We start from the raw sequence: 23,736 nt of genomic DNA on the forward strand, positions 1-23,736 counted from the left end.
CCGGGCCGGTTACTTCGGCAGATATTCGTTGGTGTAGAAGGCCTTCGGATTGTCCTTGGCCTTGGCTTCCAGACCGCCGTATTCGACCATCAGCTCTACCGATTCCTTCATGTTCTGATCGGTGACCTGGAACGGGCGCTTACCCTTGGTTTCCGGCGTGGTGTAGAGCGGGATGGTGAGTTCGAAGCCCTGGGTCAGGGTCTCGATCTTGCCGCCCTTCGGGTTGGCATCGAGGATCGACTGTGCGGCAGCCTTCGGCTCCTTCGACGCAGCTTCGACGGCCTTGGTGGTGGCCGACATGAAGCGCTTCACGAGATCCGGATTGGCCTTGGCATAGTCGGTATTGGTGACGATGCCCGACGACACCAGATGAATGCCGTAATCGGCAAACTTGATCGGATACACATCCTTGCCGGTGGCATCCTTGATCTTCATGGACTGATCCATGACGTAGCCGAGCAGCAGGTCAGCCTGGCCGTTGATGACGGCGTTGAGCTTGGTCTGTCCGTCGCCGGCGACGGTCTTGAAATCGGATTCCTTGAGGCCCGCCTTCTTGAGGAACAGCGGCCAGATCTGGGTCATGGAATCCGCCGGCGTGATCGCCACGGTCTTGCCCTTGATGTCGTCCGGCTTCCTGATGTTCTTGTCGACGAAGCCCATCACCGACATGGCCGAGGTCTGCAGCAGCACGCCGGTGGCGATCACCGGGGCGCCCTTCACGGCTGCGCGCATCATGGTGGGAACGTCGACATAGCCGAAGTTCACGCTCTTCGCGGCGACAGCCTGCACGGTGGCAGCCGAACCGCGGCCTTCCTGGATGTCGAGATCGATGCCTTCGGCTTCATAGATGCCCTTGGCCTTGCCGTAATAGAACGGCGAATGCTCACCATAGACATACCAGTTGAGCATCAACGTCACCTTGTCGGCGGCAGCCGCCGGCGTGGCGAGTGCGAGCGTGACGGTGATCGCGGCAGTCGAAACAGCAGTAACCCATTTCAGCATTTTTAGCCTCCCATTGAAGCAGGTGATCGCGGCCCGTTTCGCCGGACCGCTTGTTTGGAATTGCACGTCCCGATCAGGACCCGATGAAAACATCCGCGCGCTGGCTGACGTGCCAGGGAATCGCAAAGCGTTCGATACGATCGACCAGCCAGAACAGAATGACGCCGAGCAGCGCGAGGATCACGAGAGCCGCAAACATCGTCGGCAGATCGAAGGTGCCGATGGAGCGCTGCAGCACATAACCAATGCCGGAATTGGAGCCGACGAATTCACCGACCACCGCGCCGACGACGGCGAGCGTGACGGACACCTTGAGACCGGAGAAGATCGCCGGCAGCGCGTGTGGCAGGTTCACGGCGCAGAACACGCGCAAGCGGCTGCCCTTCATGGCGCGGGCAAGATCGACCATGTCGGGATCGACCGATTTGAAGCCCTGCACCGCCGACACGACGACGGGAAAGAAACCGAGCAGAAATGCCGCGATGATCTTCGGCACGATGCCGAAGCCGAACCACACCACGAACAAGGGCGCGATGGCGACTTTGGGAATCGATTGCGAGAACACCAGCAGCGGATAGACATAGCTTTCGACGGTCCGCGAACCGGCGATCAGCATGGCAATCGGGATGCCGAACACGGCGGATGCAAGGAAGCCGAGCAGTGTCGCGTAAGTCGTCGGCCCTGACTGCGCGAGCAGCTCGGGCCAATCGGTGTAGAGCACCTTCACGACGTCGCCGGGCGCAGGGATCTGATAGGCGGGAATGTTGAAGATGCGGATCGCGAGATCCCAGCCGACCACGATCATCACCAGCAACAGGAACGGGCGCAGCCATGAGGCGTTCAGCAGCTTCGATACACTGCCGGGTGCTTTCTTCTCACTCACGCGTCTCGTCTCCCAGATGCCGGCTTCGCGGTCGCATTTAACTCGTTGGATAAATACAGCGCATGGCTTCGCCGTTGTCAATTGGCCGCTTAACTAGCGAAAATTAAACAATGATTTCAGGCGCTTTGGCGGGCCGAGGTGTGGACAACCGTCGCCGGCGGGAGCTGAAATTCGGCCACGGATCGGCCGGTGAGCGCCGCCAGGACGAGTGCCACCATATGCGCCAGCCGCTCGTCCCTCGCCTCCTTCGCCAGCAGATCCCTGCCGAAAATCACACTGAGCGTGGCGTTGTTGCCGATATAGAAAAAGCTCAGCGCGGCGATGGAAATGTAGAGCTGCACCGGATCCATCGCGACCTTGAAATCGCCTGACGCGACGCCGCGCAAAACCACCGTGCGGATCATCTCCACGAAGGGCGAATGCATCGACTTCACCTTCGTGGAGCGCTTGATGTGCTTCGCGCGCTCCAGATTCTCGGTGTTGAGCAGCGCGAGGAATTCCGGGTTGCGGATAAAATAGTTCCAGGTGAAGGCGATCAGGCTCTCGATGGCCTCGGGCGGATCGAGATGTTCGAGATCGAGCGTGCGTTCTTCGGCGCGGATCTGCTCATAGGCACCTTCGAGTACCGCAAGATAGAGCGCATCCTTGTTGCCGACGTGATAGTAGAGCATGCGTTTGTTGGCGCCGGCCTGCGCAGCGATGCGATCGACGCGCGCACCGGCGAGGCCCTTGCTCGCGAATTCTTTCTTGGCAGCCTCGAGAATGCGCAGACGCATCCCTTCCGGGTCACGCTGCCACTTCAATGCTTTCTTCGGCGCTTTTTTAGTTGTTTTTGCCAAACCCGGATCCCGTCGCTCAGCGGAATGACGCAGCAGCCGCACGTCTATCGCGTGTAGCATGCGTTTGCCCGCTTGAGAACAAAGCATGTTCCGGGCCATATGCGCAAACGGGCATCGCCTTTTGCGGGTGCCGTCGCTATCACTGCCCTGCCCCAACCGGACCTGCTTGTGCCTGCCATCATCACAGACCCGTTCTTCTATGCCGTCGCCATTCCGGCGGTGATTTTCCTTGGCCTTTCCAAAGGCGGCTTTTCCGGCGTCGGCATTGCCGCCACGCCGCTGCTGGCGCTGTATCTGCCGCCGCTCGAGGCGGCCGCCTTGCTGCTGCCGGTGCTGATCACGCAGGACCTGATCTCGATCTATGTCTATCGCCGCGAATGGGACGCCTCGAATCTGAAGATCATGTTGCCGGGCGCCGTCGCCGGCATGACGCTGGCGTGGCTGCTCGCCTCCTATATTTCCGACAATGCCGTGCGCATCACCGTCGGTTTGATCGGCCTCATCTTCGTGATCGATGTCTGGCGCAAGCGCGCCAGGATCGAACCGACGCGCATGGGCCCGGCCGGTGGCGTGTTCTGGGGCGCGGTATCTGGCTTCACATCCTTCATGACCCAGGCGGGCGGCCCGCCTTTCCAGGTCTATGTGCTGCCGCAGCGGCTGTCGAAGCTGGTGTTGGTCGGCACCACCACGATCTTCTTCGCCGTGGTCAACGCGCTGAAGATCGTGCCCTACCTCGCGCTCGGCCAATTCCATGCCAGCAATTTTGCGACATCGCTGGCACTGCTACCGATGGCCATCATCGCGAACTTCATGGGCATCTGGCTGGTGAAACATACGCCCACCAACCTGTTCTATAACATTGCCTATGCCCTGCTGCTGGTGATCTCGCTGGTGCTGCTGTGGCAGGGCTGTTCGATGTTGTGGCGGTAGTTCGCCCGACCTGCAGAAAACCACTTGACGAACTGTAAGCTAATAGCTTACAGTTCGGGCAGTCGATCCGTAGCCGTCGAGGCGCCCGTGATCAGATCTTTCATACATCCCGGTCTGAACGAGCTCTGGAGCAGGAAGACGTCAGCCAAGATTGACAAAAAAATGCATGGTCGCATTCTCCGCCGGCTCGACATGCTGGACGTCGCAACCTTGCCGGCCGAGATGGGCCTGCCCGGCTTCAACTTCCATCTACTGCGCGGCAAACCACAGCGTTATTCCGTTCACGTCAACGGACCATGGTGCATCACATTCGAATTCGAGGCCGGCGATGCGCTTCGTGTCGACTTCGAGCAGTATCACTAAGGGCGCTTCGCGCCGGGGATCAAGGAGAGCCACGATGGTTGAGCAAAATGCCAAGCGCAGCGCGTCCCGCTGCCCGACCCATCCAGGCGCCGTGCTGCGCGAAGACGTGATCCCCGCCGTCAAGCGATCCAAGACCGAGATCGCCCGCCTGCTCGGCGTTTCCCGCCAGCATCTGCACGACATCCTCGAAGAGAAGAAGCCAATCTCGCCCGAGGTCGCGGTCCGGATCGGCAAATTGTTTGGCAACGGTGCCGGCATCTGGGTGCGGATGCAGGCAGCCTATGACACATGGCACGCCGAACAGACTGTCGACGTCAGCGGGATCGAGACGCTGAAGGTCGCTTGACGGCGCTCACACATCCTTCCCCGTCCGTTCGATCAGCAGCGTCGGAATTCCGCAGGTCCCGTCGCGGAGGCTGACAACACGGGTGCCCGGCTTGCGGCCACTACGCACCTCCGACACGTTGACATGCGCGGCGAGCAAACGCTCGCGGACGGCATCCGCGTCAGCGACGCGCCAGGTCATGCCCCAGAGCTTGTCGCGATTCTTGTCGGCCTTGTCGTCGGGGCGATGCACGACCTCGACGATCAGATCGCCGCAGCGGAAGAACATCAGATGGCCCCACTCCGGATTGGAGCGATCCAGTGCCATGTCGAGGCCCAGTCGCGCGCCATAGAGCGCAGCGGCGCGCTCCGGATCCTGCGTGGCGACAACGATATGGTCGAGGCCAAGGAACGGCGCATCGCCCACCGCGGGCGACACCGGACGCTCGTCGGACAGTTCGAGAAAGAATTGCCGGACACCGCGTGTCGCGTCGGTGGCCGCACGGGTACGCTTCCAGGAGAGTGTGGCGCCGGTCTCGGTATCCCTGCTCTCGACCTCGGCGATGGGATCAGGCTTCAGCGCCAGGCGATCGAGCCGGCGATGCATCCCAGCGATATCGCCAGTCCGGAAACAGATGCTGGCCAGCGTCGCACCCTGCTCCGGCAGCACGGCCCTGATGCGATCGGCGGCCGGGCCCTGACCGACAGGCGCCATCAGCTCGACCGACATGTTGGCCACCGTGAAGATCGCCATGGCCGCACCGTCGCTGGTGCTGCGCCAGGCGGGCGCGCGGGCGAACAGGGTCTGATAGGTGGCGATCCCCACCTCCAGGTCCTCCAGCAAAATGACGACGTGATCCAGCCCGGCGATCATCGCATCCTCCCGTCTTCGTGGCGTTGTTGTGATCGAACTATGCCAGTTTTCGAGCCGCAATGCTGAAAACCGACTCCACCCGGCTGCGGCATCCTGCGGCATCGCACAATTTCGGTGGTGACCTCGTCGCAACCGCTGTTAAGCTGACTGATGCGCCGTCTCCGGACGGTGCAGCCATCCCTCAGGCGAGACGGGCGGATTCATGAAGGCACTCTTTATCGGACAGACCTATATCGACGTCACGTTCATCACCGACCATATGCCGACCGGCGACGAGAAACACGTCGCCTCCGACTATGCCGTGTCATTCGGCGGCAATGCGGTGACGGCGGCCTTCTGCTGCGCCAAGCTGGGCATTGTGCCCGATCTCATCGCCACCGTCGCCAATGACTGGCTCGGCCGCATGTTCATGGACATGTCGGCGAAATACGCCATCGAGGTCCATCCGCGCAAAGTGGCGAGTTCGTCGCTGTCCTTCATCATGCCGAAAGACGGCAAGCGTGCCATCGTCCGCTGCCGTGACGACGAACACATCCATCCGTTCCCCCTGCTCAATCTCGGTGCCTGCCGTGCACTGCATATCGACGGCCATCAACCCGATGCTGCGATCCATTACGCAAAACTGTGCCGCGAGGCCGGCATCCTCACCTCACTCGACGGCGGCGGATTGCGCACCAACACCCATGAGCTGTTGGAATTCATCGACGTCGCCATCGTCGCCGAGCGTCTCTGCGAACAGATGGACCTGACGCCGGAGAAGATGCTCGACTATCTCAAGAGCCGCGGCTGCCGCGTCGGCGGCGTCACGCTCGGCGAGAAGGGCCTGCTCTGGTACGACGAGGCCGGCACAGTGCACACGCTGCCCGCGCTGCCGATCCCGCGCGAGAAGGTGATCGATACCAATGGCGCCGGCGATGTCTTCCACGGCGCTTACGTCTATTCGTATCTGGCCAATCCCGGCCATAGCTGGGCCGAACATTTCAAATTCGCGCGGGCCGCATCGACCTTCAAGATCCAGCGGCTTGGCAATGAAGCGGGACTGCCGACATTGTCGGATATCGCGGCGGTGCGTGAGGAATATCGGGCGCAGGTGTGACAACCATGGGCCAGGTTGTCGTCGCCGGCAGCATCAATATGGACGTGGTCGCGACAGCCGACCGTCATCCGGCAATCGGTGAGACTGTAGCAGGCCGCGAAGTGTTGTATTTTCCCGGTGGCAAGGGCGCCAATCAGGCCGTGGCTGCGGCGAAACTTGGTGCAGCGACCATGCTGATCGGCTGTACCGGCGCGGATGCCTTTGGCCGCGACACCAGGGCATTTCTGGCCATGCAGGGCGTCGATCTCGCTTACGTGCGTGAGGTCGCTGGCGCCGGCACGGGAACAGCGATCATCACCGTTGCGAGAGCTGAGAACACCATCATTGTCATTCCCGGCGCCAATGCGTTGGTCAATGCGGCCGATGTCGCTGCGTCCGCATTCCGAAAAGGCGATATCGCCGTCAGCCAATTCGAGATTCCGCTGCCGGCCATCACGGCTTTCTTCACGCGGGCGCGCGCATCCGGTGCAACGACGATTCTCAATCCGGCACCGGCGATGCCGATTGAACGTGAGCTGATGGCTCTGGTGGATATTCTGATCCTCAATGAAAGCGAACTCGGCCTGCTTGCAAGTCTCGAACTGCACGACACTGATCCCGATGCGCGCTTCATCGCCGCCGCATCGACATTGCAAACCGATCATCGGCCGAACATCTGCATCACGCTGGGCAAGCGCGGCGCGATCGCGCTGATCGATGGCAGGGTCCACCTCGAAGCCGCCCGCATCGTGAAGGCCATTGACACTATCGGTGCCGGCGACTGTTTCGTGGGGGCGGTTGCCGCAAAGCTTGCGGATGGACATTCACTGCAGAGCGCCATTGGCTATGCTAATGTCGCCGCCTCGCTTTGCGTACAGCGGATGGGCGCCGGGCCGTCGATGCCGACAGCGAAAGAGGTGTCGGCGGCTGCCGGCTAGCCTCAGCCCTTCCCCTTCGCCGTCATGAAATCGAAGTCGCAGCCGTCATCAGCCTGCAGGATCGTGGTGTGGAACAGATGTGCGTAGCCGCGCTTGGCCCAATCGGGCGTGGTCGCCGGTGGCAACGCGGCCTGACGCTTGGCAAACTCCGCTTCATCGATCAGCAGATCGATCGAGCGCTTCGCCACATCCAGACGGATCATGTCGCCGTTCTTCACAAGCGCCAGCGGGCCACCCACGGCGCTCTCCGGCGTGATGTGCAGCACAATGGTGCCGAAGGCTGTACCGCTCATGCGCGCATCGGAAACGCGGACCATGTCCTTCACGCCGGCGCGGGCGAGCTTCATGGGGATTGGCAGATAGCCGGCCTCCGGCATGCCCGGTGCGCCCTTGGGACCGGCATTGCGTAGCACCAGCACGTCGTCTGCAGTCACATCGAGATCGGGGTCGTCGACGCGGTTGGTCATGTCCTCGACGGACTCGAACACAACGGCACGGCCGGTGTGCTGCATCAGCTTGGGCGACGCAGCGGAATGCTTGATGACGGCGCTGCGCGGCGCCAGATTACCGTGCAGGATCGCCAGCCCGCCTTCGCGCTTGATCGGATTGTCCTTCGAGCGGATCACGTCCTGGCCCGGCACTTCTTCGGCATTCACCACGATCTCGCGCAGCGTCTCGCCGGTGACAGATTTCGCGTCGAGATCGATGAGATCCCCGAGCTGTTGCATCAACTTCGGCACGCCGCCGGCATGATGGAAGTGCTCCATATAGTGATCGCCGGACGGCTTCAGATCGACCAGCACCGGCACGTCGCGGCCGAGTTCGTCGAAAGCGGCGAGATCGATCCGGTTCGGCGTACGGTTGGCCATCGCCGTGAGATGGATGAGCCCGTTGGTGGAGCCGCCAATCGCCTGCAGCACCACCTGGGCATTGCGGAACGAGCCCGGCGTCAGAAATTCACTCGGCTTCGGCCCCTTGTTCTTGGCGAGCGTCGCGGCAACCTTGCCGCTGGCTTCGGCGGACCGGAAGCGCTCGGCATGCGGCGCGGGAATGGTCGCACTCATCGGCAGCGACAGGCCCATCGCCTCGGTGATGCAGGCCATGGTGGAGGCCGTGCCCATCACCATGCAGGTGCCAACCGACGGCGCGAGGCGCGCATTGACGTCGTCGATTTCCTGCTGGTCTATCTCGCCGGCGCGGAATTTACCCCACATGCGTCGGCAGTCGGTGCAGGCGCCGAGCACCTCGCCCTTGTGATGGCCGACCACCATCGGGCCAACCGGGATCACCACCGTCGGCAGATCCACGGACAGCGCCGCCATGATCTGCGCCGGCAGCGTCTTGTCGCAGCCGCCGATCACCACCACTGCATCCATCGGCTGCGCCTTGATCATCTCCTCGGTATCCATCGCCATCAGATTGCGCAGATACATCGAGGTCGGATGGGCGAAGCTTTCGCCGATCGAGATGGTCGGAAACACCATCGGCAGCGCGCCGGCCAGCATCACGCCGCGCTTCACCGCCTCGATGATCTGGGGCGAATTGCCGTGGCACGGATTGTAGTCGCTATGGGTGTTGGTGATGCCGACGATGGGCCGATCCAGCGCATCGTCGGAATAGCCCATGGCCTTGATGAAGGCCTTGCGCAGGAACAGTGAAAACCCGGCATCGCCGTAACTGGTCAGCCCCTTGCGCAATCCGTCGGCCATGTCGCGTTCCCATTCCAAGCTTGTTTTGAATGCTTCTTATGAAGCCGCCAAAATTCTTGTCAATGCGCGGGACGGACTGGCTGGGCCCCTATTTCGGCTCCCACACCTTGCTGAAATCACCGGCGAATTCGGCGCTGCAAAATGCGCCGCCCTGATAGAAATCACCGACTGGATCGGGTTTCATCTTCGCCTGTTCCGCCATCGCGTGTTCGCGGTGATCCTCGGCTTTGCCGACCGGGCGATAGCCGAGTTCATAGGCGCGGGAGTTATCCCACCAGGCACGCTCGTTATAGGAGGCGCCATACAGCACCTCGAAATGGATCGCGGGATGTTCGAGCCCGATCCGGCAGAGCTGCACCAGATCCTCGGGCTTGAGCCAAATCGACAGCCGACGTTGATCCAGCGGACGGTCACCGAAATTGCCGATGCGCAGACATGTCACCGACAGTCCATATTTGTCGGCGTAGAGCGAGCCCACCGCCTCGCCGAACACCTTACTGACACCGTAGCGGCTGTCCGGCCGTGCGGTGACATCGGGCGGAATTTTGCTGTGACGCGGATAAAAACCAACTGCATGGTTCGATGACGCGAAGACGATGCGCTTGACGCCCTTCTTGCGCGCGGCCTCGAACAGATTGTAGCCGCCGATGATATTGGCCTGCAGGATGGTGTCCCACGGACCCTCCACCGAGAAGCCGCCGAAATGCAGGATGCCGTCCACGCCCTCGCAGATCGCCTCCACGGCGGCGAGATCGGCGAGGTCGGCCTGTTTGAAATTCTCGGTCGGCTTGAGATTGGGCGGCGTGGTGAGATCGCTCAGCACGAGGTCCGGATAGATCGGCGGCAGCAATTCGCGCAAGCGCGTGCCAATTCCGCCAGATGCGCCCGTCATCAAGATCTTCATTCCGTCCCTCGCAATGTTGTCAGTTGTCAGACAAGTATGGCGCGGCGCGGGCGCAACGGCAAGGCAGTGGAACCGGCATTGCTTGCCGCCTACCCTCGCCAATGTTAGCAAACGCATCCGAGGAAACGACAGAGAACGAGACGCCAATGTCCGACACATCATCGCGCGGCTGGCAGCCGGCGACCTATTATCCCGACCCCGCCATTCACGCCCTCGATCCCCGCTTCGAAAAATACTGGATCAAGCTCGGCGCCATCGAACGCATCGCCACCGGCATGCGCTGGGCCGAAGGACCGGTGTGGTTCGGCGACGGCCGCTATCTGTTGTGTTCAGATATTCCCAACAACCGCATTATCAAATGGGAAGAGGAAACCGGCGCGATCAGCGATTTCCGCAAGCCATCGAATTACGGCAATGGCAACACGCGGGATCGCCAGGGACGCCTGATCACCTGCGAACACGGCCGCCGCATCACCCGCACCGAATATGACGGCTCCATCACGGTACTGATGGATAATTTCGAAGGCAAGAAGCTGAACTCGCCGAATGACGTCGTGGTGAAGTCCGACGGCTCGATCTGGTTCACCGATCCGCCGTTCGGCCTGATGAGCGACTATGAGGGCAACAAAGCGCCATCCGAGATCGGACAGAATATCTATCGCATCGATGGCGATACGTTGACGTCCACCATTGTCGCCGACGATGTGCTCGGCCCCAACGGGCTATGCTTTTCACCGGACGAGAAGCTGCTCTATGTCGTGGAATCCCGCGGTGTGCCGAACCGCAAGATTCTCGCTTACGACGTTGCTGCCGACGGCAAGACACTCAAGAACAAGCGCGTACTGATCGATGCGGGCCCGGGCACGCCCGACGGCATGCGCTGCGATATCGATGGCAATCTGTGGTGCGGCTGGGGCATGGGCAAGCCGGAGCTCGACGGCGTCTTCATCTTCGCGCCCGATGGCGAACAGATCGGCCGCATCGCGCTGCCCGAGCGCTGCGCCAATGTCTGTTTCGGCGGCGTGAAACGCAACCGGCTGTTCATGGCATCGAGCCAGTCGATCTATGCGGTGTATGTAAACACGCAGGGGGCGTTGGGGGGCTGACGGGTACACCGCCCTCTCAACGTCATTGCGAGCGTAGCGAAGCAATCCAGTCTTTCCACGCTTGTGGCCTTCTGGATTGCCGCGTCGCTTCGCTCCTCGCAATGACGGCGGAGAGACCATCGTAGAAACAAAAACGCCGGCATGGATGGCTCCATGCCGGCGTTTTCAGTCACGAAGCTTGCGCTTCAACGACGCGGTCTTACGCCGCGGTGTAGCCTGCGATCGCCTTGACTTCGAGGAAGTCCTCGAGACCATGCTTGCCCCATTCGCGGCCGTTGCCGGACTGCTTGTAGCCGCCGAACGGCGCCGTGCGATCGTTCGGAGCGCCCTGCAGGTTGACGTTGCCCGCGCGGATGCGACGGCCGAACTTGCGGGCGTTCTCAACCGTGTCAGCCGAGACGTAGCCAGCGAGGCCATAGGGCGTGTCGTTGGCGATGCGGAGCGCATCGGCTTCGTCCTTGGACCCCATGATCACAAGCACCGGCCCGAAGATTTCCTCGCGCGCGATGGTCATGTTCTCGGTGACGTCGGCGAAGATCGTCGGACGTACATAGAAGCCCTTGTTGACGCCTTCCGGCAGGCCGGGGCCACCGGCGACCAGCGTGGCGCCTTCCTCGATGCCCTTCTGGATCAGGCCCTGGATCTTGTCCCACTGGCCGCGATTGACCACCGGACCGATCACGGTGCCATCAGCGCGCGGATCGCCGGCCTTGGTCTTATCGGCCTGCGCCTTCGCGATGGCAGCGATTTCCTTCATCTTCGCCTGCGGCACGATCATGCGGCTCGGCGCGTTGCACGACTGTCCGGAGTTGTTGAACATGTGCGCGACGCCGCCGGTGACGGCCTTCACGAAGTCGGCGCCATCGAGGATCACGTTCGGCGACTTGCCACCGAGCTCCTGGCTGACGCGCTTCACGGTGTTCGCGGCGCGCTTGGCAACGTCGATGCCGGCGCGGGTCGAACCAGTAAAGGAGATCATGTCGATGTCGGGATGTTCGCTCATGGCGACGCCGACGTCGGGGCCCAAACCATTCACGAGGTTGAACACGCCCTTCGGCACGCCGGCTTCATGGAGGATTTCCGCGAAGATCAACGCTGAGGTCGGGGTGTATTCCGACGGCTTCAAGAGCATGGTGCAGCCAGCGGCGAGCGCAGGTGCGACCTTGCAGGCGATCTGGTTTAGCGGCCAATTCCACGGGGTGATCATGCCAACGACGCCAATCGGCTCCTTCGTGATCATGGCGGCGTTGTGCGCCTCGTCGAACTTGTAGGTCTTCAGCACGTCGAGCGTGGCGACGAGGTGACCGAGGCCAGCACCGGCCTGCAGCTTCTCGGCCATCGGCAGCGGAGCGCCCATTTCGTCGGAGACCGACGCACCGATATCCGACATGCGGGTCTTGTAGACCGCGATGATCTTTTCGAGCAGCGCGATGCGCTCTTCACGGGTGGTCTGGGAGAACGTCTCGAAAGCGCGCTTGGCAGCGGCGACAGCCTTGTCGACGTCGGCCTTGGAGCCCAGCGCAATGTCGTACATCGCATCTTCAGTCGCCGGATTGACGACAGGGGTGGTCTTCTTGACGACGGGATCGACCCAGGCGCCATCGATGTAGAATTGCAGGCGGTTGACCATTGGTAACCTCTTTGATTGCGGGAACGTCTGTCGTCAGAAAATTCTGTGCAGCCGGGTCTATCTGGGAAGGAACGACACGTCCGGCAAGCACCCTTGCGCGGTCATTTCGCCTCATGAGCCCGTCATGCACGGGATGCCGCGTGAAAGCAGCAAATGCATATAAATCCAGCCGCGTGGCAGGAGCAAGGCCCCGTGATTTGCGCGCGTTCTAAAATCGAATTGTCGCAACTTGCCAGCAAAGCGCAGTGTGCGTTGCAACAAAATTGAACGAAAAATCAGCGCGACTTTGCGCGGACAGCGATGGGCGCATCCGGGTCAGCTTCGTCGTCCGCCATGGTGGAAATCGGCGACATCGGTGTGTCACGCAGCCGCTTCAGGCCGAGATGGCGTTCGCGCAGGATGACGAAGATGCCTGCGCCCGCGACGATCACCGCGCCGCCAACCACATAGGGCGTCGGCACTTCGCCGAACATCCAGAAGCCGAGCAAGAAGGCCCACAGCATCGCCGTGTAGTCGAACGGCGCCAGGAAGGACGCCGGCGCATAGCGATAGCTCTCGGTGAACAGCATCTGCCCGAGCCCGCCGGAAATGCCGATACCGACCAGCAGTGCCAGTTCGAAATTCGTCGGCCAGCGCCAGCCAAATGGCGCCGTGAGCAGCGATGCCGCCATCACGATCAGCGTCATGAAGATGACGATCGCGGATGAGGACTCCGTTGCGGTCAGCCGGCGGATCTGGATGGTCGCACCGCCCGACGAGAAGGCATTGAGCAGCGCCAGCGACAGACCGACGATCATCGACGTGGTCAGCGCCGCGTGATCGTGGAAATACGGCGACAGCATCAGGATCACGCCGGAAAAACCGATTGCCACCGCCGACCAACGATAGGCATGGACCTGCTCTTTCAGGAAGATCGCGGCGAACACCACGGTGATCAGCGGCGCGATGAAGGCGATGGCGGTCACATCCGCGATCGGCAATCGCGCCAGCGCGCCGAAGGTGCAGAACGTCCCGATCACGCTGAACGAACCGCGCACCAGATGCGCGGAGACGCGGTTGGTGCGTAGCGCGCCGCGCAATTGACCGCGCCAGCCGAAAAAGAGCACGATCGGGATCAGCGCAAACAACCCGCGGGCAAACACGATCTCGCCGAGCGGCACGTCGCTGCCGAGATAGCGACCCTGCGCGCCCATGATGGCAAACGCCATGGTGCTGGCAATCTTCAGCGACACGGCTTTGAAGATGTTCATGAGTTCGGGGAAATGGAGATCTGGGGAATCGTGGGGGTCTTCATGTTGCAGCACACAATCACGTGAGCCTCCTCACGAAAACCGCCGATGCGACATGGCTTGGCGGGTTTCCATGCAAGGCCGCACCTCGCCACAACCCAACCTTGCGCGGGCGGTTTTAGCCCTTTTTGGCGGGCCTAATGGGCCCCTCCACCGCAGGGAGCGATTTCAGATAGAGCGCCATCGCCGAGCGGTCGTCTGCGCTCAACTGGGAGGTATTGCGGATTACGCGGGCCATTGAGCCACCGGCGGTGTCACCGTCCGGGGTCTGCCCGGTTTCGAGAAAATACGCGATGTCCTTTTCGCTCCAGTCACCGAGACGCTTTTGGGTGATGTTGGGTACCCAACCCTCTCCGTCAGGATTAGGACCTCCGGCAAAGCGCTGTGCCGTCACGATGCCGCCCAGCGCATTGCGCGGGCTGTGGCACTCGGCACAGTGGCCCAGCGCATTCACCAGATAGCTGCCGCGATTCCACTGCGGCGACTTCGATGCATCCGCCTCGAAGGGTTTGCCATCGAGGAACAGCAGCTTCCAGACGCCGAGATTGCGGCGGATGTTGAACGGGAATGGCACCGCATGATCAGGCGCCTTGCTGGCGACCTGTGGCAGCGTCTTTAGATAGCCGAACAGATCGCGCACGTCCTCCATCTTCATCTGCTGATAGGACGTGTAGGGAAAGGCCGGAAAGTAATGCGAACCGTTCGGCGACGTCCCCTTCAACAGCGCCGTGACGAAATCAGCCTCGCTCCAGCGGCCTATCCCGGCGACCGGATCCGGCGAGATGTTTGGCACATAGAACGTACCGAACGGCGATGTGAGCGGCAGCCCGCCGCCAAGCTTGAGCCGATCCTGCTGCGCGGGCGTCGCATGGCATGACGAGCAGCCACCGGCATTGAAGACCACTGCGCCATTGCCGGGATTGGGCGTGTGCGGCGGGAGCGTGCTCGCAGCCACTGTTACGGGAATCGTCAGCCACCAGAACACGCCGAGGCCGATGACAGCCGCGACAAATGCGAGAATGAAAAGCCGTTTCAGCACGTACATGTCCAATTGGTATCCGGGTCAAACTTCAGCACATAAAGCGCGTCGAACAGCCGCTGCCGGAACGAAACCGTGATCCATCCCTTAGGCTCCCGGGGGAATGAATTGGCGTCTCGGATGTTTCCAGCCATGACGACCTCACCATCATCAGGGAGAAAACCATGTCACCTCGTTCGATCATGCTCGCGTCCCTCGCACTCGGCGCCAGCATCGCCCTCGCCGGCCCCGCTTCCGCCGACAAGATGAAGGCGACCCTCGACAGCGCCTCCGAAGTGCCCGCCAATACCAGCGCCGGCAAGGGCACCGCCGATATCGACTTCGATCCCGCCACCAAGAAGCTGACCTGGAAGCTGACCTATTCCGGCCTCACGGGTCCTGCGACCATGGCGCATTTCCACGGCCCCGCCGAAGCCGGCAAGAATGCCGGAGTGGCCGTACCGATCACACCAGCCACATCCGGCTCCGAAGGCAGCGCCACGCTGACCGACGCACAGGCCGCCGACCTGTTGGCCGGCAAGTACTATGTCAACATCCACACTGAGGCCAACAAAGGCGGCGAGATCCGCGGACAGGTGACGAAGTAACATTCGTGCCGAACATGGCTTGGACACGAGGGCGAGTGCTACAGCACTCGCCCTCGTGCTGTCGGGAAACATCTCATTTCCGGAGCAAGACATCCACTTGAACAATGTAAGGATTTTCCTTACATTGTAATCTGAGGATGCTCGATGATCACCAGCAAGATGACCAGCAAGGCTCAGACGACGATCCCCCAACCCGTGCGCGCGGCGCTTGGGCTGAAGGAAGGCGACGAGATCGCCTATGCCATCGAAGAAGGCCGCGTCGTCCTTACGCGTGCCGAGCAGAGCAAACCCGAAGACCCCTTCGCCACATTCGACGAATGGGATAGCGCCGCTGACCGGAAGGCCTATGGCCGACTTTGAGCAAGGCGATATCATCCGCGTCCCATTTCCTTATACAGATAAGGACACGAGGCAACGTCGCCCCGCTTTGGTCGTGTCTTCCGGCCCGATAGGAGAAGCCAGCGCGTTGCTCTGGGTCGTCATGATTACATCCGCAGAGAACAGGCCATGGCTCGGCGATGTACCCATCCCGAACCACGAGCGTAGCGGCCTCCCCGTCGCATCAGTCGTTCGCCCGTTCAAGATCGCGATCATTGAAGTTCTGCACGCTGAGCGCATCGGCAAGATCGCCAAGCCTGCGCTTCGAAATGTCATGCACCAACTTCAGACAATCTTGTCCGGAAATAGCTCTGCCGACTGAGGTCTGACTCAGATCTTGAGCCTGAACGTCTCGTGACAGCCACCGCATGCCTTGCCGATGCCGCCGACATTCGCCTTGAGGCTGTCGAGATCCTTGATCTTGGCCTTGGCGTCGGTGACGGCCTTGGCGAAGGTGACGATGTGGGCATCGAAACCGGCCTTGTCTTCCCAGACCTTCGGCGACGTCGAATAGTCACCCTCGGCCTTCAGACCCTTGGTGCTGTCCGGAAACAGTGTCGGCAGCTTCTTGGCGGTTTCGTCCAGCACGGTCAGCGCGGCCTCGACCGCGGCCTGATCATAGGGCTTGTCGCCCTTGGCCATCGCGCTGAGCGTGCCGCCAAGAGCGCGACCATTGGACTTCATCAGCGTCTGGCGTTCCTTGACGATCTCTTGCTGGGCCGAGACCGCCCCCACGCCCAACAGCAAAGCTCCGACAACGAGAAGCGCACGTTTCATCAACCAATACCCCTGTTTGGAATTCAATTAGGACTAGTTCGCAACATGTAGATGAACCCCGCCGCCATCCGGCTATTCCCGGCGGCGGCGCTTTACAGCGTGTGGAGCCGTTCGTGCTCGCGGATCGCCATCCACACCCGCTCAGGAGTTGCGGGCATGTCGATGTGCTCGATTTTGTATTCGCGATAGAGACCATCGATGATGGCGTTCATCACAGCCGGACAGGAGCCGATGGCGCCAGCCTCGCCAGCCCCCTTCACCCCCAGCGGATTGGTCACGCAGGGGATGTTGTGGGTCTCGAACGAGATCGGCGCGCCGTCGGCCGCGCGCGGCAGCGCATAGTCCATGAAAGTGCCGGTGACGAGCTGGCCGTCCTCGGGATCATAGATCGCCTGCTCCATGAGCGCCTGGCCGATGCCCTGCATGGTGCCGCCATGAACCTGGCCGGCCAGCAGCAACGGATTCAGCGTGACGCCGAAATCGTCGACGATGACGTAATTGACAATGGCGATCTTGCCGGTCGCAGGATCGATCTCGACTTCGACCAGATGGGTGCCGTTGGGGAAGGTGCCGTCGGCGCTGCTGAAGGTTTCAGACGCATTGAGCTTCGACGGATTGGCCTTCTTTGCAAGATCGGCGAATGACACCGAGCGATCAGTGCCGGCGATCTTCACCACGCCGCCATCGATCTCGAGGTCGGCGGCGCTGGTTTCCAGCATATCCGCCGCGAGCTCCTTGAGGTTGATACCGAGCTGCCTGGTGGCGCGCTGCACGCTGACGCCACCGGTCGGGATCGATGCGGAGCCGCCGGTACCGAGACCGGTCGCCACCTTCGCCGTGTCGCCCTGGACGATGTGGACGCGGTCCGGTGTCACACCGAACTGTTCGGCGACGATCTGGGCATAGGCGGTGTGGTGACCCTGTCCGGTCGATTGCGTGCCGATCAAAATGGTGATGTCGCCATCGGCGCCAAGGGCCACATTGGCGGTCTCGTCGCCCATGGTGCCACAGACTTCCACATAGGTGGCCATGCCGATGCCGCGAACCAGGCCCTCCTTCTTCGCGGCCTTGGCCCGCTTTGGAAATTCCTTCCAGCCCGCGACATCCATCGCGCGTTTCATATGCGCGGTGAAATCGCCGGAGTCGTACACCTTGCCGGTCGCGGTCTTGTACGGCATCGCCTTCGGCGAAATGAAATTCTTGCGGCGGATCGCATCCGGCGTCATGCCGAGCTTGCGCGCGCATTGATCGACGAGACGTTCGACGACGTAAGCCGCCTCCGGACGGCCGGCGCCGCGATAGGCATCCACCGGCACAGAATTGGTGAACACCGTGCGGACGCGGCAGTGGAAGGCCTGGATGTCGTAGAGCCCCGGCAACATGCCGGCGCCGCCATGCGGAATGTACGGCCCAAAAGTCGACAGATAGGCGCCCATGTCGGCCATCAGGTCGACATCCATGGCGAGAAACTTGCCATCCTCGCTCAGCGCCATGCGTGCATGGGTAACGTTGTCACGGCCCTGCGCGTCGCCGAGGAAGTGATCGGTACGGTCCGCCGCCCACTTCACATTCTTGCCAAGCTTCTTGGCGGCAAAGGCCACCAGCGCATATTCGCGATAGGGAAACAGCCGCGTGCCGAAACCACCGCCGACATCGGGACAGATCACGCGCATCTTGTCCTTGGGCATCTTCAGCACGTTATCGCAGAGGATGTCGCGCAGACGATGGCTGCCCTGGCTGCCGATGGTCAGCGTCATGTAATCGCGCTTGGCGTCGTATTCACAGATCGCCGCGCGGGTCTCCATATAGTTGATGATGACGCGCGGATTGACGATCTTCACCTCGGCGATCACGGGCGCCTTGGCGAACACCGCATCGACCGCCTTCTTGTCGCCGATCGGCACATCGAACAGGATGTTGCCGGGATGCTTGGCCCATACCTGCGGCGCGCCCTTGGCGACGGCATTGACCAGACCGTTCACGGACGGCAGCGGCTTCCAGTCGACCTCGATCGCCTCAATCGCATCACGCGCCTGCGCGACAGTCTCCGCAACGACGAAGGCCACGGCGTCGCCGACATGGCGGACTTCCCCTACGGCGAGGATCGGATAATCCGGCCCGGTGAAAGGATGATCTTCGAGATTGAACAGGCAGGGCAGACCGCCGAGGTCCTTGGTGTCTTCCGCCGCCAGAATCGCAGCGACACCCGGAAGTGTGCGCGCCTTGCTGACATCGATGGTGAAATTGGCATGGGCATGCGGCGAGCGCAGCACGAGGGCATGCAGCGTGACGGGCGCATGATCGTCGGTATAGCGGCCACGGCCACGAATGAGGGCGTCGTCTTCCTTACGCAGGACACTCTGTCCGACGCCGAATTTGATGGGGGCCATCGTTCCTCCGCATGCAGTTTAGACTCAATCTACACTGCGGGAGGATGGCGGCAAGTGGCACAGAGCGTCGCCCTGCCCGACTTTGGGACACGATGAAGCGAGCTATCTGGCGCGGACCAGGCTGCGCAGCCAGCTTTTGCCGAAAAGCGCCAGGACCAATGCCGAATAGACCACGACGGTCACGATGATGAGAACTCCCAGCGTCGCTTCGTCGCGGAGGCTGGTGAGGCCCGCAAACTGCTCCGCCGCAAGACGCGCGGTCCCCCATAGCACCGCAGCGAGAACCACGCCGGTCAACGCGAATTTGCCGAGCGCCAGCATAAAAGCGCGATCGAATTCGAGATAGCCAGCCCGCATGGCGAAGAAGATGACCAGCAACAGATTGATCCAGGCTCCCGCCGCGGTGCCAAGCGCGAGGCCGATCTGCGCCAGAGGTCCCATCAGCAAAATCTTCAGCGCGACGTTGACTGCGATGGCGGTGAGCGCAGCAATCATCGGCGTCGTGGTATCCTTGCGGGCATTGAAAGTTGCGACCGCGCTGCGGATCATCACGAAGGGGATGAGCGCAATGGCATAGGCGGCGAGCGTCGCCGCAGCGACGGCAGCATCGGCGTTGGTGAAGGCCCCACGGGCAAACATCGCCCGCATGATGACATCGGGCACCACGAGGAATGCGGCGACGAAGGGCAGCGAGAACAACAGCGTGAACAGGAAGGCGCGGCGCTGCGCGCCCATGGCGCCAACGTGATCGTCTGCCGCCATCCGCCGCGACATTTCCGGCAACAGTACCGTGCCGATGGCGATACCGAACACCCCGATCGGCAACTGGTTGAGACGGTCGGCATAATACAGCGCCGACAGCGCGCCTACCGGCAGGAAGGTCGCGATGATGGTATCGGCAAATAATGCGACTTGCGTGCCCATTGAGCCGAGCGTCGCGGGGCCGAGCGCGCGGAAGAATCCGCGCACATCCTCGTCGAGGCGCAGCGGCGCAAAACGAGGAAGTCCGCCATGGCGCTGCAAGTCGCCGGCGAGCAGGAAATATTGCAGAAAGCCCGAAATCAACACACCCCAGGCGGCGGCGTGACCTGCACTCGGAAAGAACGCAGCCAGAGCCAGTGTCGCCATCATTGAGATATTGAGGAAGATCGAGGCCGCCGCGGCACTGGCAAAGCGCTGCATGACGTTCAGCATGCCGCCATAGAGCGTCACCAGCGTGATCAGCAGCAGATAGGGAAAGGTGATGCGTGTCAGCTCGATGGCGAGATGACGCTGCGCGGGATCATCGGTGAAGCCCGGCGCGAGGATGCTCATGGCCTGCGGCATGAACAGAATGGCCAGGATGAGCAGCACGACCTGTGATGCAAACAGCAGCGTGAAAATGCGGTCGGCAAACAGATGCGCCGATGCCGGGCCGCCCTTACCGGTCACATGGGCATAGGCCGGGACGAAAGCGGCATTGAACGCGCCCTCGGCGAAAATGGCGCGGAAGTGATTGGGCAGCCGCAGCGCCACGAAGAAGGCGTCAGCCACCGGCCCGGCGCCAAGGATCGCCGCGAGCATGATGTCGCGCGCGAAACCGGTGATCCGCGAGAGGAGCGTATATCCGCCGACGGTGAAAATGCGTCCCAGCATCAGCCGCTTCTACAGCATGAAGTGGCGGTGCAAAATGCTCAACTTAGGTCGCCAACGCGTCGCGCACAGCCTGGATGACACGATCCTGGGTGGCCTCGTCGAGATAGGCATGCACCGGCAAGCTGATGACGTCGGCCGACAGCGCCTCGCAGACCGGCAGGCCGCCATCGACGACCGGATAGTCCTTATAGGCAGTCTGCATATGCATCGACTTCGCGTAATAGATCGCTGATGGCACGCCCTGCGCCTTCAGCGCATTGGCAAAGGCGTCGCGGTCGGTGCCCTGCGGCAGACGGATCACGTAGCAGGCCCAGATCGACGTATTGCCCTCGGCGACTCGCGGCACGGTAACGAGGTTACCGAGGCTGCGGGCGTAGCGGTCGGCTACTTTGTTGCGGGCGGCGATTTCGTCGTCGAAGATCTTCAGCTTTTCCAGCAGCACCGCGGCCTGGATGGTGTCGAGGCGGCCGGTGATGCCCAGACGGACATTGTCGTATTTGTCGGAGCCCTGGCCATGGATGCGGATGCTGCGCAGGTCCTCGGCGAGCTGGTCGTCATCGGTGAAAATCGCGCCGCCGTCGCCGAAGCAGCCGAGCGGCTTGGCCGGGAAGAAGCTGGTGGTGGTGGCCAGCGCCGAGGTGCCGACGCGCTTGCCTTTATAGGTCGCGCCGAAGGCCTGCGCGGCGTCTTCCAGCACAAACAGGCCCTCGGCCTCGGCGATGGCGTTGATCGCATCGAGATCCGCGGGCTGGCCGAACAGATCGACCGGGATGATCGCCCGAGGCTTGAGGCCGGCCTTTTTGGCGGTGGCAATGCCACGCTTCACGGACTCAGGGCTGATGTTGAAAGTGACTTCGTCGACTTCGACAAACACGGGCGACGCGCCGACCAGTGCCACGGCCTCGCCGGTGGCGCAGAAGGTGAAGGACGGGCACAGCACGGCGTCGCCCGGGCCGACCTTTTTGGCCATTAGCACCATCATCAGCGCGTCGGTACCGCTGGCGCAGCTGATTACGTGCTTGGCGCCGCAATATTTGGCGAGCTCGGCCTCTAACTTGGTGACTTCCGGGCCGTTGATGAACTGGCAGTGATTGAGCACGCGGGTGACCGCCTCGTCGATCGACGATCCGAGCCGCTGACGCTGCGCATTGAGGTCGATGAAGGGAACGGGGTCGATGCGGGTGTGCTGGTTCATGATGCCTGGCCTGCAGAGTGTCGTGTTGAAGTCTGGATATTGGACGCCGGCGCATGCATGCGCCGGGTCGCGCTTGCGTCAGCCAACGACCTTGCGGGGCGCCGGACGCGTCGCCGTTGCCGCGCGCTTCTTCGGCGCTTCCAGGCACTGGATGGCAATTTCGAGGGAGGCAACGCCCTCCTCGCCGGTCACTGCCGGCACACCGCCAGTTCGCACCGCATGGAGGAACGCAGTGAGTTCGGCGCGCAGCGGCTCGTCCTGCCCGACCGGCAGATGGCGCATCGAATAGCTGCCATCGTTCTGGAAACCGAAACATTCGGTGACCTGCCGCGTCAGCAGATCGCCCATCACATATTTGCCGCGTGTCGCGACGGTGACGGTGCGCGCCTTGAACGGCGTCAGCCAGTTGGTGTTGATATGGGCAAGCACACCGGAGGCGGTGCGGAACTGCAACAGCGCGATGTCTTCGCGCTCGGCGACAGCGGAGGCGAGCTGCGGCTGCACCTCGACGATGTCGCTCTCGGTGAACCAGCGGATCAGGTCGATGTCATGCACGGCAAGATCGATGACAACGCCAACATTGGACATGCGCGGCGGGAACGGGCCGACGCGCGTAATGCCAATGGAGAGAATATCCTCACCCTCGATCGCCTTCTTGATGGCGGCGACCGCCGGATTGAAGCGCTCAACATGACCGATCATCAGCGTCACGCCGGCCTTCCGGGCAGCGGCGACGATGTCGCGGCCCTCTTGCACGGTCGATGCTATCGGCTTCTCGACCAGGACATGGATGCCCTTGGCGATGCAGGCCAGCGCCACTTCGTGATGCAAGTGAGTGGGCGCCGCGATGGTGACGGCGTCGACGCCGGCGGCGAGCAACGCATCCAGATCCGCGAAGGTCTTGCAGCCGATCAGCTTCTCGGCACGCTCCCGATGTTCGAGCAGAGGATCGACGATGCCGACCATTTCGATCCCGGGCAGCCCGGCCAGCACGCGGCCATGATTGGTGCCCATGACACCTGCGCCCACGACGCCGACCCGCAGCGTGCGCACCGCATCCTTCGCTGCGGAAGTTTCTTTCGACACCATTCAACAAACCTCAGAATTCTTAAAGAGCCGGCGCGGCGATTCACCATACTGGCGCCGTGGGTTCTCCTAGCATGCCCGCCACAGATGTGGCGATTGCCCCGCGGAGCTACCCAAACACGTTTTGATTCAAAGAATTACACCAAGTCGTGAGACCGGCCAACCGCCCCTCATCGATCCGGCCCACGGGCCTGCGATCCATTGATATGACAGCACTTTTGCTGCATCCTTGGGATGTCGCGCCGCGCTGTTATTACCTGCCAATCGAGAGAAATTCCATGTTTCGCAAGCCGGTTGTCGCGCTGAGTCTCGTCATAAGCACTCTGGCGGGAACCGGTGCCGGAACCGCCGTCTGGGCGCAGACGCCCTCGCCAGCGCCGCCTGCCGCCACACCATCTGTCGTCGAGCGGACCGCCAAGGGCCCGACCGCGCGCAACTTCCAGGTCGGCGTTTATCTCAACGTCCAGCCCGACTGCACCTCGGGCACCCTGCCCGCTTTGCGCATGGTGACCCCACCTGCGAACGGCACCGTCAGCATCAAGCGCGGCAAGGTGAGCGCCACCAACTACAAGCAATGCCTCGCGCTCGAAGTGCCAGGGTTCATCGCCTTCTATCAGTCGAAGGCGGACTTCGTCGGCAGCGATGAAGTGACCATCGAGGTGAAGTATCCGGCCGGGCGCACGGAGGTGCAGCGGATCAGGATCGATGTGGGCGGGAGTGGCGGAGGTGTGCCCGCGGGGCCGAAGGCTCCAGCGGGGCAGAAGATTTAGGATACCTGACAAG

24 protein-coding genes are annotated in these 23,736 nt (G+C 62.0%); 10 read left to right on the plus strand and 14 right to left on the minus strand.

Annotation, left to right across the window (positions count from 1 at the left end):
• Window positions 1–9: 9 nt before the first annotated feature.
• From BLW80_RS28695 to BLW80_RS28705, 3 genes are all read right to left on the minus strand, one after another.
• Complete coding sequence (locus BLW80_RS28695; RefSeq protein ID WP_093761915.1) at window positions 10–1,002, minus strand: ABC transporter substrate-binding protein; 993 nt, start codon at window positions 1,000–1,002, stop codon at window positions 10–12.
• A gap of 73 nt (window positions 1,003–1,075) precedes the next feature.
• Window positions 1,076–1,807 carry an ABC transporter permease gene (locus BLW80_RS28700; RefSeq protein ID WP_246297556.1) on the minus strand — a complete coding sequence of 244 codons (732 nt, stop codon included), beginning with the start codon at window positions 1,805–1,807 and terminating at the stop codon, window positions 1,076–1,078.
• Window positions 1,808–2,001: 194 nt separating this feature from the next.
• Complete coding sequence (locus BLW80_RS28705; RefSeq protein WP_309949136.1) at window positions 2,002–2,661, minus strand: TetR/AcrR family transcriptional regulator; 660 nt, start codon at window positions 2,659–2,661, stop codon at window positions 2,002–2,004.
• A 231-nt stretch (window positions 2,662–2,892) separates the two neighbouring features.
• Here BLW80_RS28705 and BLW80_RS28710 point away from each other — a divergent pair, with 231 nt between their 5' ends.
• From BLW80_RS28710 to BLW80_RS28720, 3 genes are all read left to right on the plus strand, one after another.
• The gene (locus tag BLW80_RS28710; RefSeq protein WP_093762000.1) at window positions 2,893–3,654 is read left to right on the plus strand and encodes a sulfite exporter TauE/SafE family protein; all 762 of its coding nucleotides are present in this window, start codon (window positions 2,893–2,895) and stop codon (window positions 3,652–3,654) included.
• Between the two features lie 87 nt (window positions 3,655–3,741).
• Complete coding sequence (locus BLW80_RS28715) at window positions 3,742–4,017, plus strand: type II toxin-antitoxin system RelE/ParE family toxin (protein ID WP_093761919.1); 276 nt, start codon at window positions 3,742–3,744, stop codon at window positions 4,015–4,017.
• Window positions 4,018–4,051: 34 nt separating this feature from the next.
• Window positions 4,052–4,363: a HigA family addiction module antitoxin gene (locus BLW80_RS28720; RefSeq protein WP_093761921.1), complete on the plus strand. Its 312-nt coding sequence runs from the start codon at window positions 4,052–4,054 to the stop codon at window positions 4,361–4,363.
• A gap of 6 nt (window positions 4,364–4,369) precedes the next feature.
• Here the strand turns inward: BLW80_RS28720 and BLW80_RS28725 are convergent, their stop codons facing one another.
• The gene (locus BLW80_RS28725) at window positions 4,370–5,215 is read right to left on the minus strand and encodes a VOC family protein (RefSeq protein ID WP_093761923.1); all 846 of its coding nucleotides are present in this window, start codon (window positions 5,213–5,215) and stop codon (window positions 4,370–4,372) included.
• 202 nt (window positions 5,216–5,417) lie between these two features.
• On the opposite strand from BLW80_RS28725, the gene BLW80_RS28730 reads away from it, so the two are divergent.
• Entirely contained in the window at window positions 5,418–6,311 is an 894-nt protein-coding gene (locus BLW80_RS28730; protein WP_089266953.1) for a sugar kinase, read from the plus strand.
• Window positions 6,312–6,316: 5 nt separating this feature from the next.
• Window positions 6,317–7,228 carry a ribokinase gene (locus BLW80_RS28735; RefSeq protein ID WP_093761925.1) on the plus strand — a complete coding sequence of 304 codons (912 nt, stop codon included), beginning with the start codon at window positions 6,317–6,319 and terminating at the stop codon, window positions 7,226–7,228.
• Between the two features lie 2 nt (window positions 7,229–7,230).
• Here the strand turns inward: BLW80_RS28735 and BLW80_RS28740 are convergent, their stop codons facing one another.
• Window positions 7,231–8,937 carry an IlvD/Edd family dehydratase gene (locus BLW80_RS28740; RefSeq protein WP_093762002.1) on the minus strand — a complete coding sequence of 569 codons (1,707 nt, stop codon included), beginning with the start codon at window positions 8,935–8,937 and terminating at the stop codon, window positions 7,231–7,233.
• Between the two features lie 88 nt (window positions 8,938–9,025).
• On the minus strand, window positions 9,026–9,841 hold the full coding sequence (locus tag BLW80_RS28745) for an NAD-dependent epimerase/dehydratase family protein (RefSeq protein WP_093761927.1): 816 nt from the start codon (window positions 9,839–9,841) through the stop codon (window positions 9,026–9,028).
• 146 nt (window positions 9,842–9,987) lie between these two features.
• Between BLW80_RS28745 and BLW80_RS28750 the strand changes: the two genes are divergently transcribed.
• On the plus strand, window positions 9,988–10,947 hold the full coding sequence (locus BLW80_RS28750; RefSeq protein WP_093761929.1) for an SMP-30/gluconolactonase/LRE family protein: 960 nt from the start codon (window positions 9,988–9,990) through the stop codon (window positions 10,945–10,947).
• Between the two features lie 199 nt (window positions 10,948–11,146).
• On the opposite strand, the gene BLW80_RS28755 is transcribed toward BLW80_RS28750, so the two are convergent.
• From BLW80_RS28755 to BLW80_RS28765, 3 genes are all read right to left on the minus strand, one after another.
• On the minus strand, window positions 11,147–12,577 hold the full coding sequence (locus BLW80_RS28755; RefSeq protein WP_068738114.1) for an aldehyde dehydrogenase family protein: 1,431 nt from the start codon (window positions 12,575–12,577) through the stop codon (window positions 11,147–11,149).
• Between the two features lie 275 nt (window positions 12,578–12,852).
• Window positions 12,853–13,827 (minus strand): DMT family transporter, encoded by a 975-nt coding sequence (locus BLW80_RS28760; RefSeq protein WP_093761931.1) that lies wholly within the window; start codon window positions 13,825–13,827, stop codon window positions 12,853–12,855.
• A gap of 157 nt (window positions 13,828–13,984) precedes the next feature.
• Window positions 13,985–14,905: a c-type cytochrome gene (locus BLW80_RS28765; RefSeq protein ID WP_093762004.1), complete on the minus strand. Its 921-nt coding sequence runs from the start codon at window positions 14,903–14,905 to the stop codon at window positions 13,985–13,987.
• A gap of 164 nt (window positions 14,906–15,069) precedes the next feature.
• Here BLW80_RS28765 and BLW80_RS28770 point away from each other — a divergent pair, with 164 nt between their 5' ends.
• From BLW80_RS28770 to BLW80_RS28780, 3 genes are all read left to right on the plus strand, one after another.
• The gene (locus tag BLW80_RS28770) at window positions 15,070–15,492 is read left to right on the plus strand and encodes a CHRD domain-containing protein (protein WP_089266947.1); all 423 of its coding nucleotides are present in this window, start codon (window positions 15,070–15,072) and stop codon (window positions 15,490–15,492) included.
• A gap of 144 nt (window positions 15,493–15,636) precedes the next feature.
• The gene (locus tag BLW80_RS28775; protein ID WP_089266946.1) at window positions 15,637–15,852 is read left to right on the plus strand and encodes a type II toxin-antitoxin system PrlF family antitoxin; all 216 of its coding nucleotides are present in this window, start codon (window positions 15,637–15,639) and stop codon (window positions 15,850–15,852) included.
• On the plus strand, window positions 15,839–16,192 hold the full coding sequence (locus BLW80_RS28780) for a type II toxin-antitoxin system PemK/MazF family toxin (RefSeq protein ID WP_093761933.1): 354 nt from the start codon (window positions 15,839–15,841) through the stop codon (window positions 16,190–16,192). Before BLW80_RS28775 ends, BLW80_RS28780 begins: the two co-directional genes overlap by 14 nt.
• 8 nt (window positions 16,193–16,200) lie before the next feature.
• Here the strand turns inward: BLW80_RS28780 and BLW80_RS28785 are convergent, their stop codons facing one another.
• From BLW80_RS28785 to BLW80_RS28805, 5 genes are all read right to left on the minus strand, one after another.
• Window positions 16,201–16,647, minus strand: coding sequence for a c-type cytochrome (locus BLW80_RS28785; RefSeq protein WP_093761935.1), 447 nt, complete (start codon window positions 16,645–16,647; stop codon window positions 16,201–16,203).
• A 92-nt stretch (window positions 16,648–16,739) separates the two neighbouring features.
• A complete protein-coding gene (locus BLW80_RS28790) occupies window positions 16,740–19,037 on the minus strand; it encodes a xanthine dehydrogenase family protein molybdopterin-binding subunit (RefSeq protein ID WP_093761937.1) in 2,298 nt (765 codons plus the stop codon).
• 102 nt (window positions 19,038–19,139) lie between these two features.
• Entirely contained in the window at window positions 19,140–20,672 is a 1,533-nt protein-coding gene (murJ, locus tag BLW80_RS28795) for a murein biosynthesis integral membrane protein MurJ (RefSeq protein ID WP_093761939.1), read from the minus strand.
• A gap of 43 nt (window positions 20,673–20,715) precedes the next feature.
• Complete coding sequence (locus BLW80_RS28800) at window positions 20,716–21,867, minus strand: DegT/DnrJ/EryC1/StrS family aminotransferase (protein WP_093761940.1); 1,152 nt, start codon at window positions 21,865–21,867, stop codon at window positions 20,716–20,718.
• A 78-nt stretch (window positions 21,868–21,945) separates the two neighbouring features.
• Entirely contained in the window at window positions 21,946–22,956 is a 1,011-nt protein-coding gene (locus BLW80_RS28805; RefSeq protein ID WP_093761942.1) for a Gfo/Idh/MocA family protein, read from the minus strand.
• A gap of 203 nt (window positions 22,957–23,159) precedes the next feature.
• Between BLW80_RS28805 and BLW80_RS28810 the strand changes: the two genes are divergently transcribed.
• Window positions 23,160–23,723 carry a hypothetical protein gene (locus tag BLW80_RS28810; RefSeq protein ID WP_349633316.1) on the plus strand — a complete coding sequence of 188 codons (564 nt, stop codon included), beginning with the start codon at window positions 23,160–23,162 and terminating at the stop codon, window positions 23,721–23,723.
• The last annotated feature ends 13 nt before the right edge of the window (window positions 23,724–23,736 follow it).

The organism is Tardiphaga sp. OK245, from assembly GCF_900108575.1.
GTDB lineage: Bacteria > Pseudomonadota > Alphaproteobacteria > Rhizobiales > Xanthobacteraceae > Tardiphaga > Tardiphaga robiniae.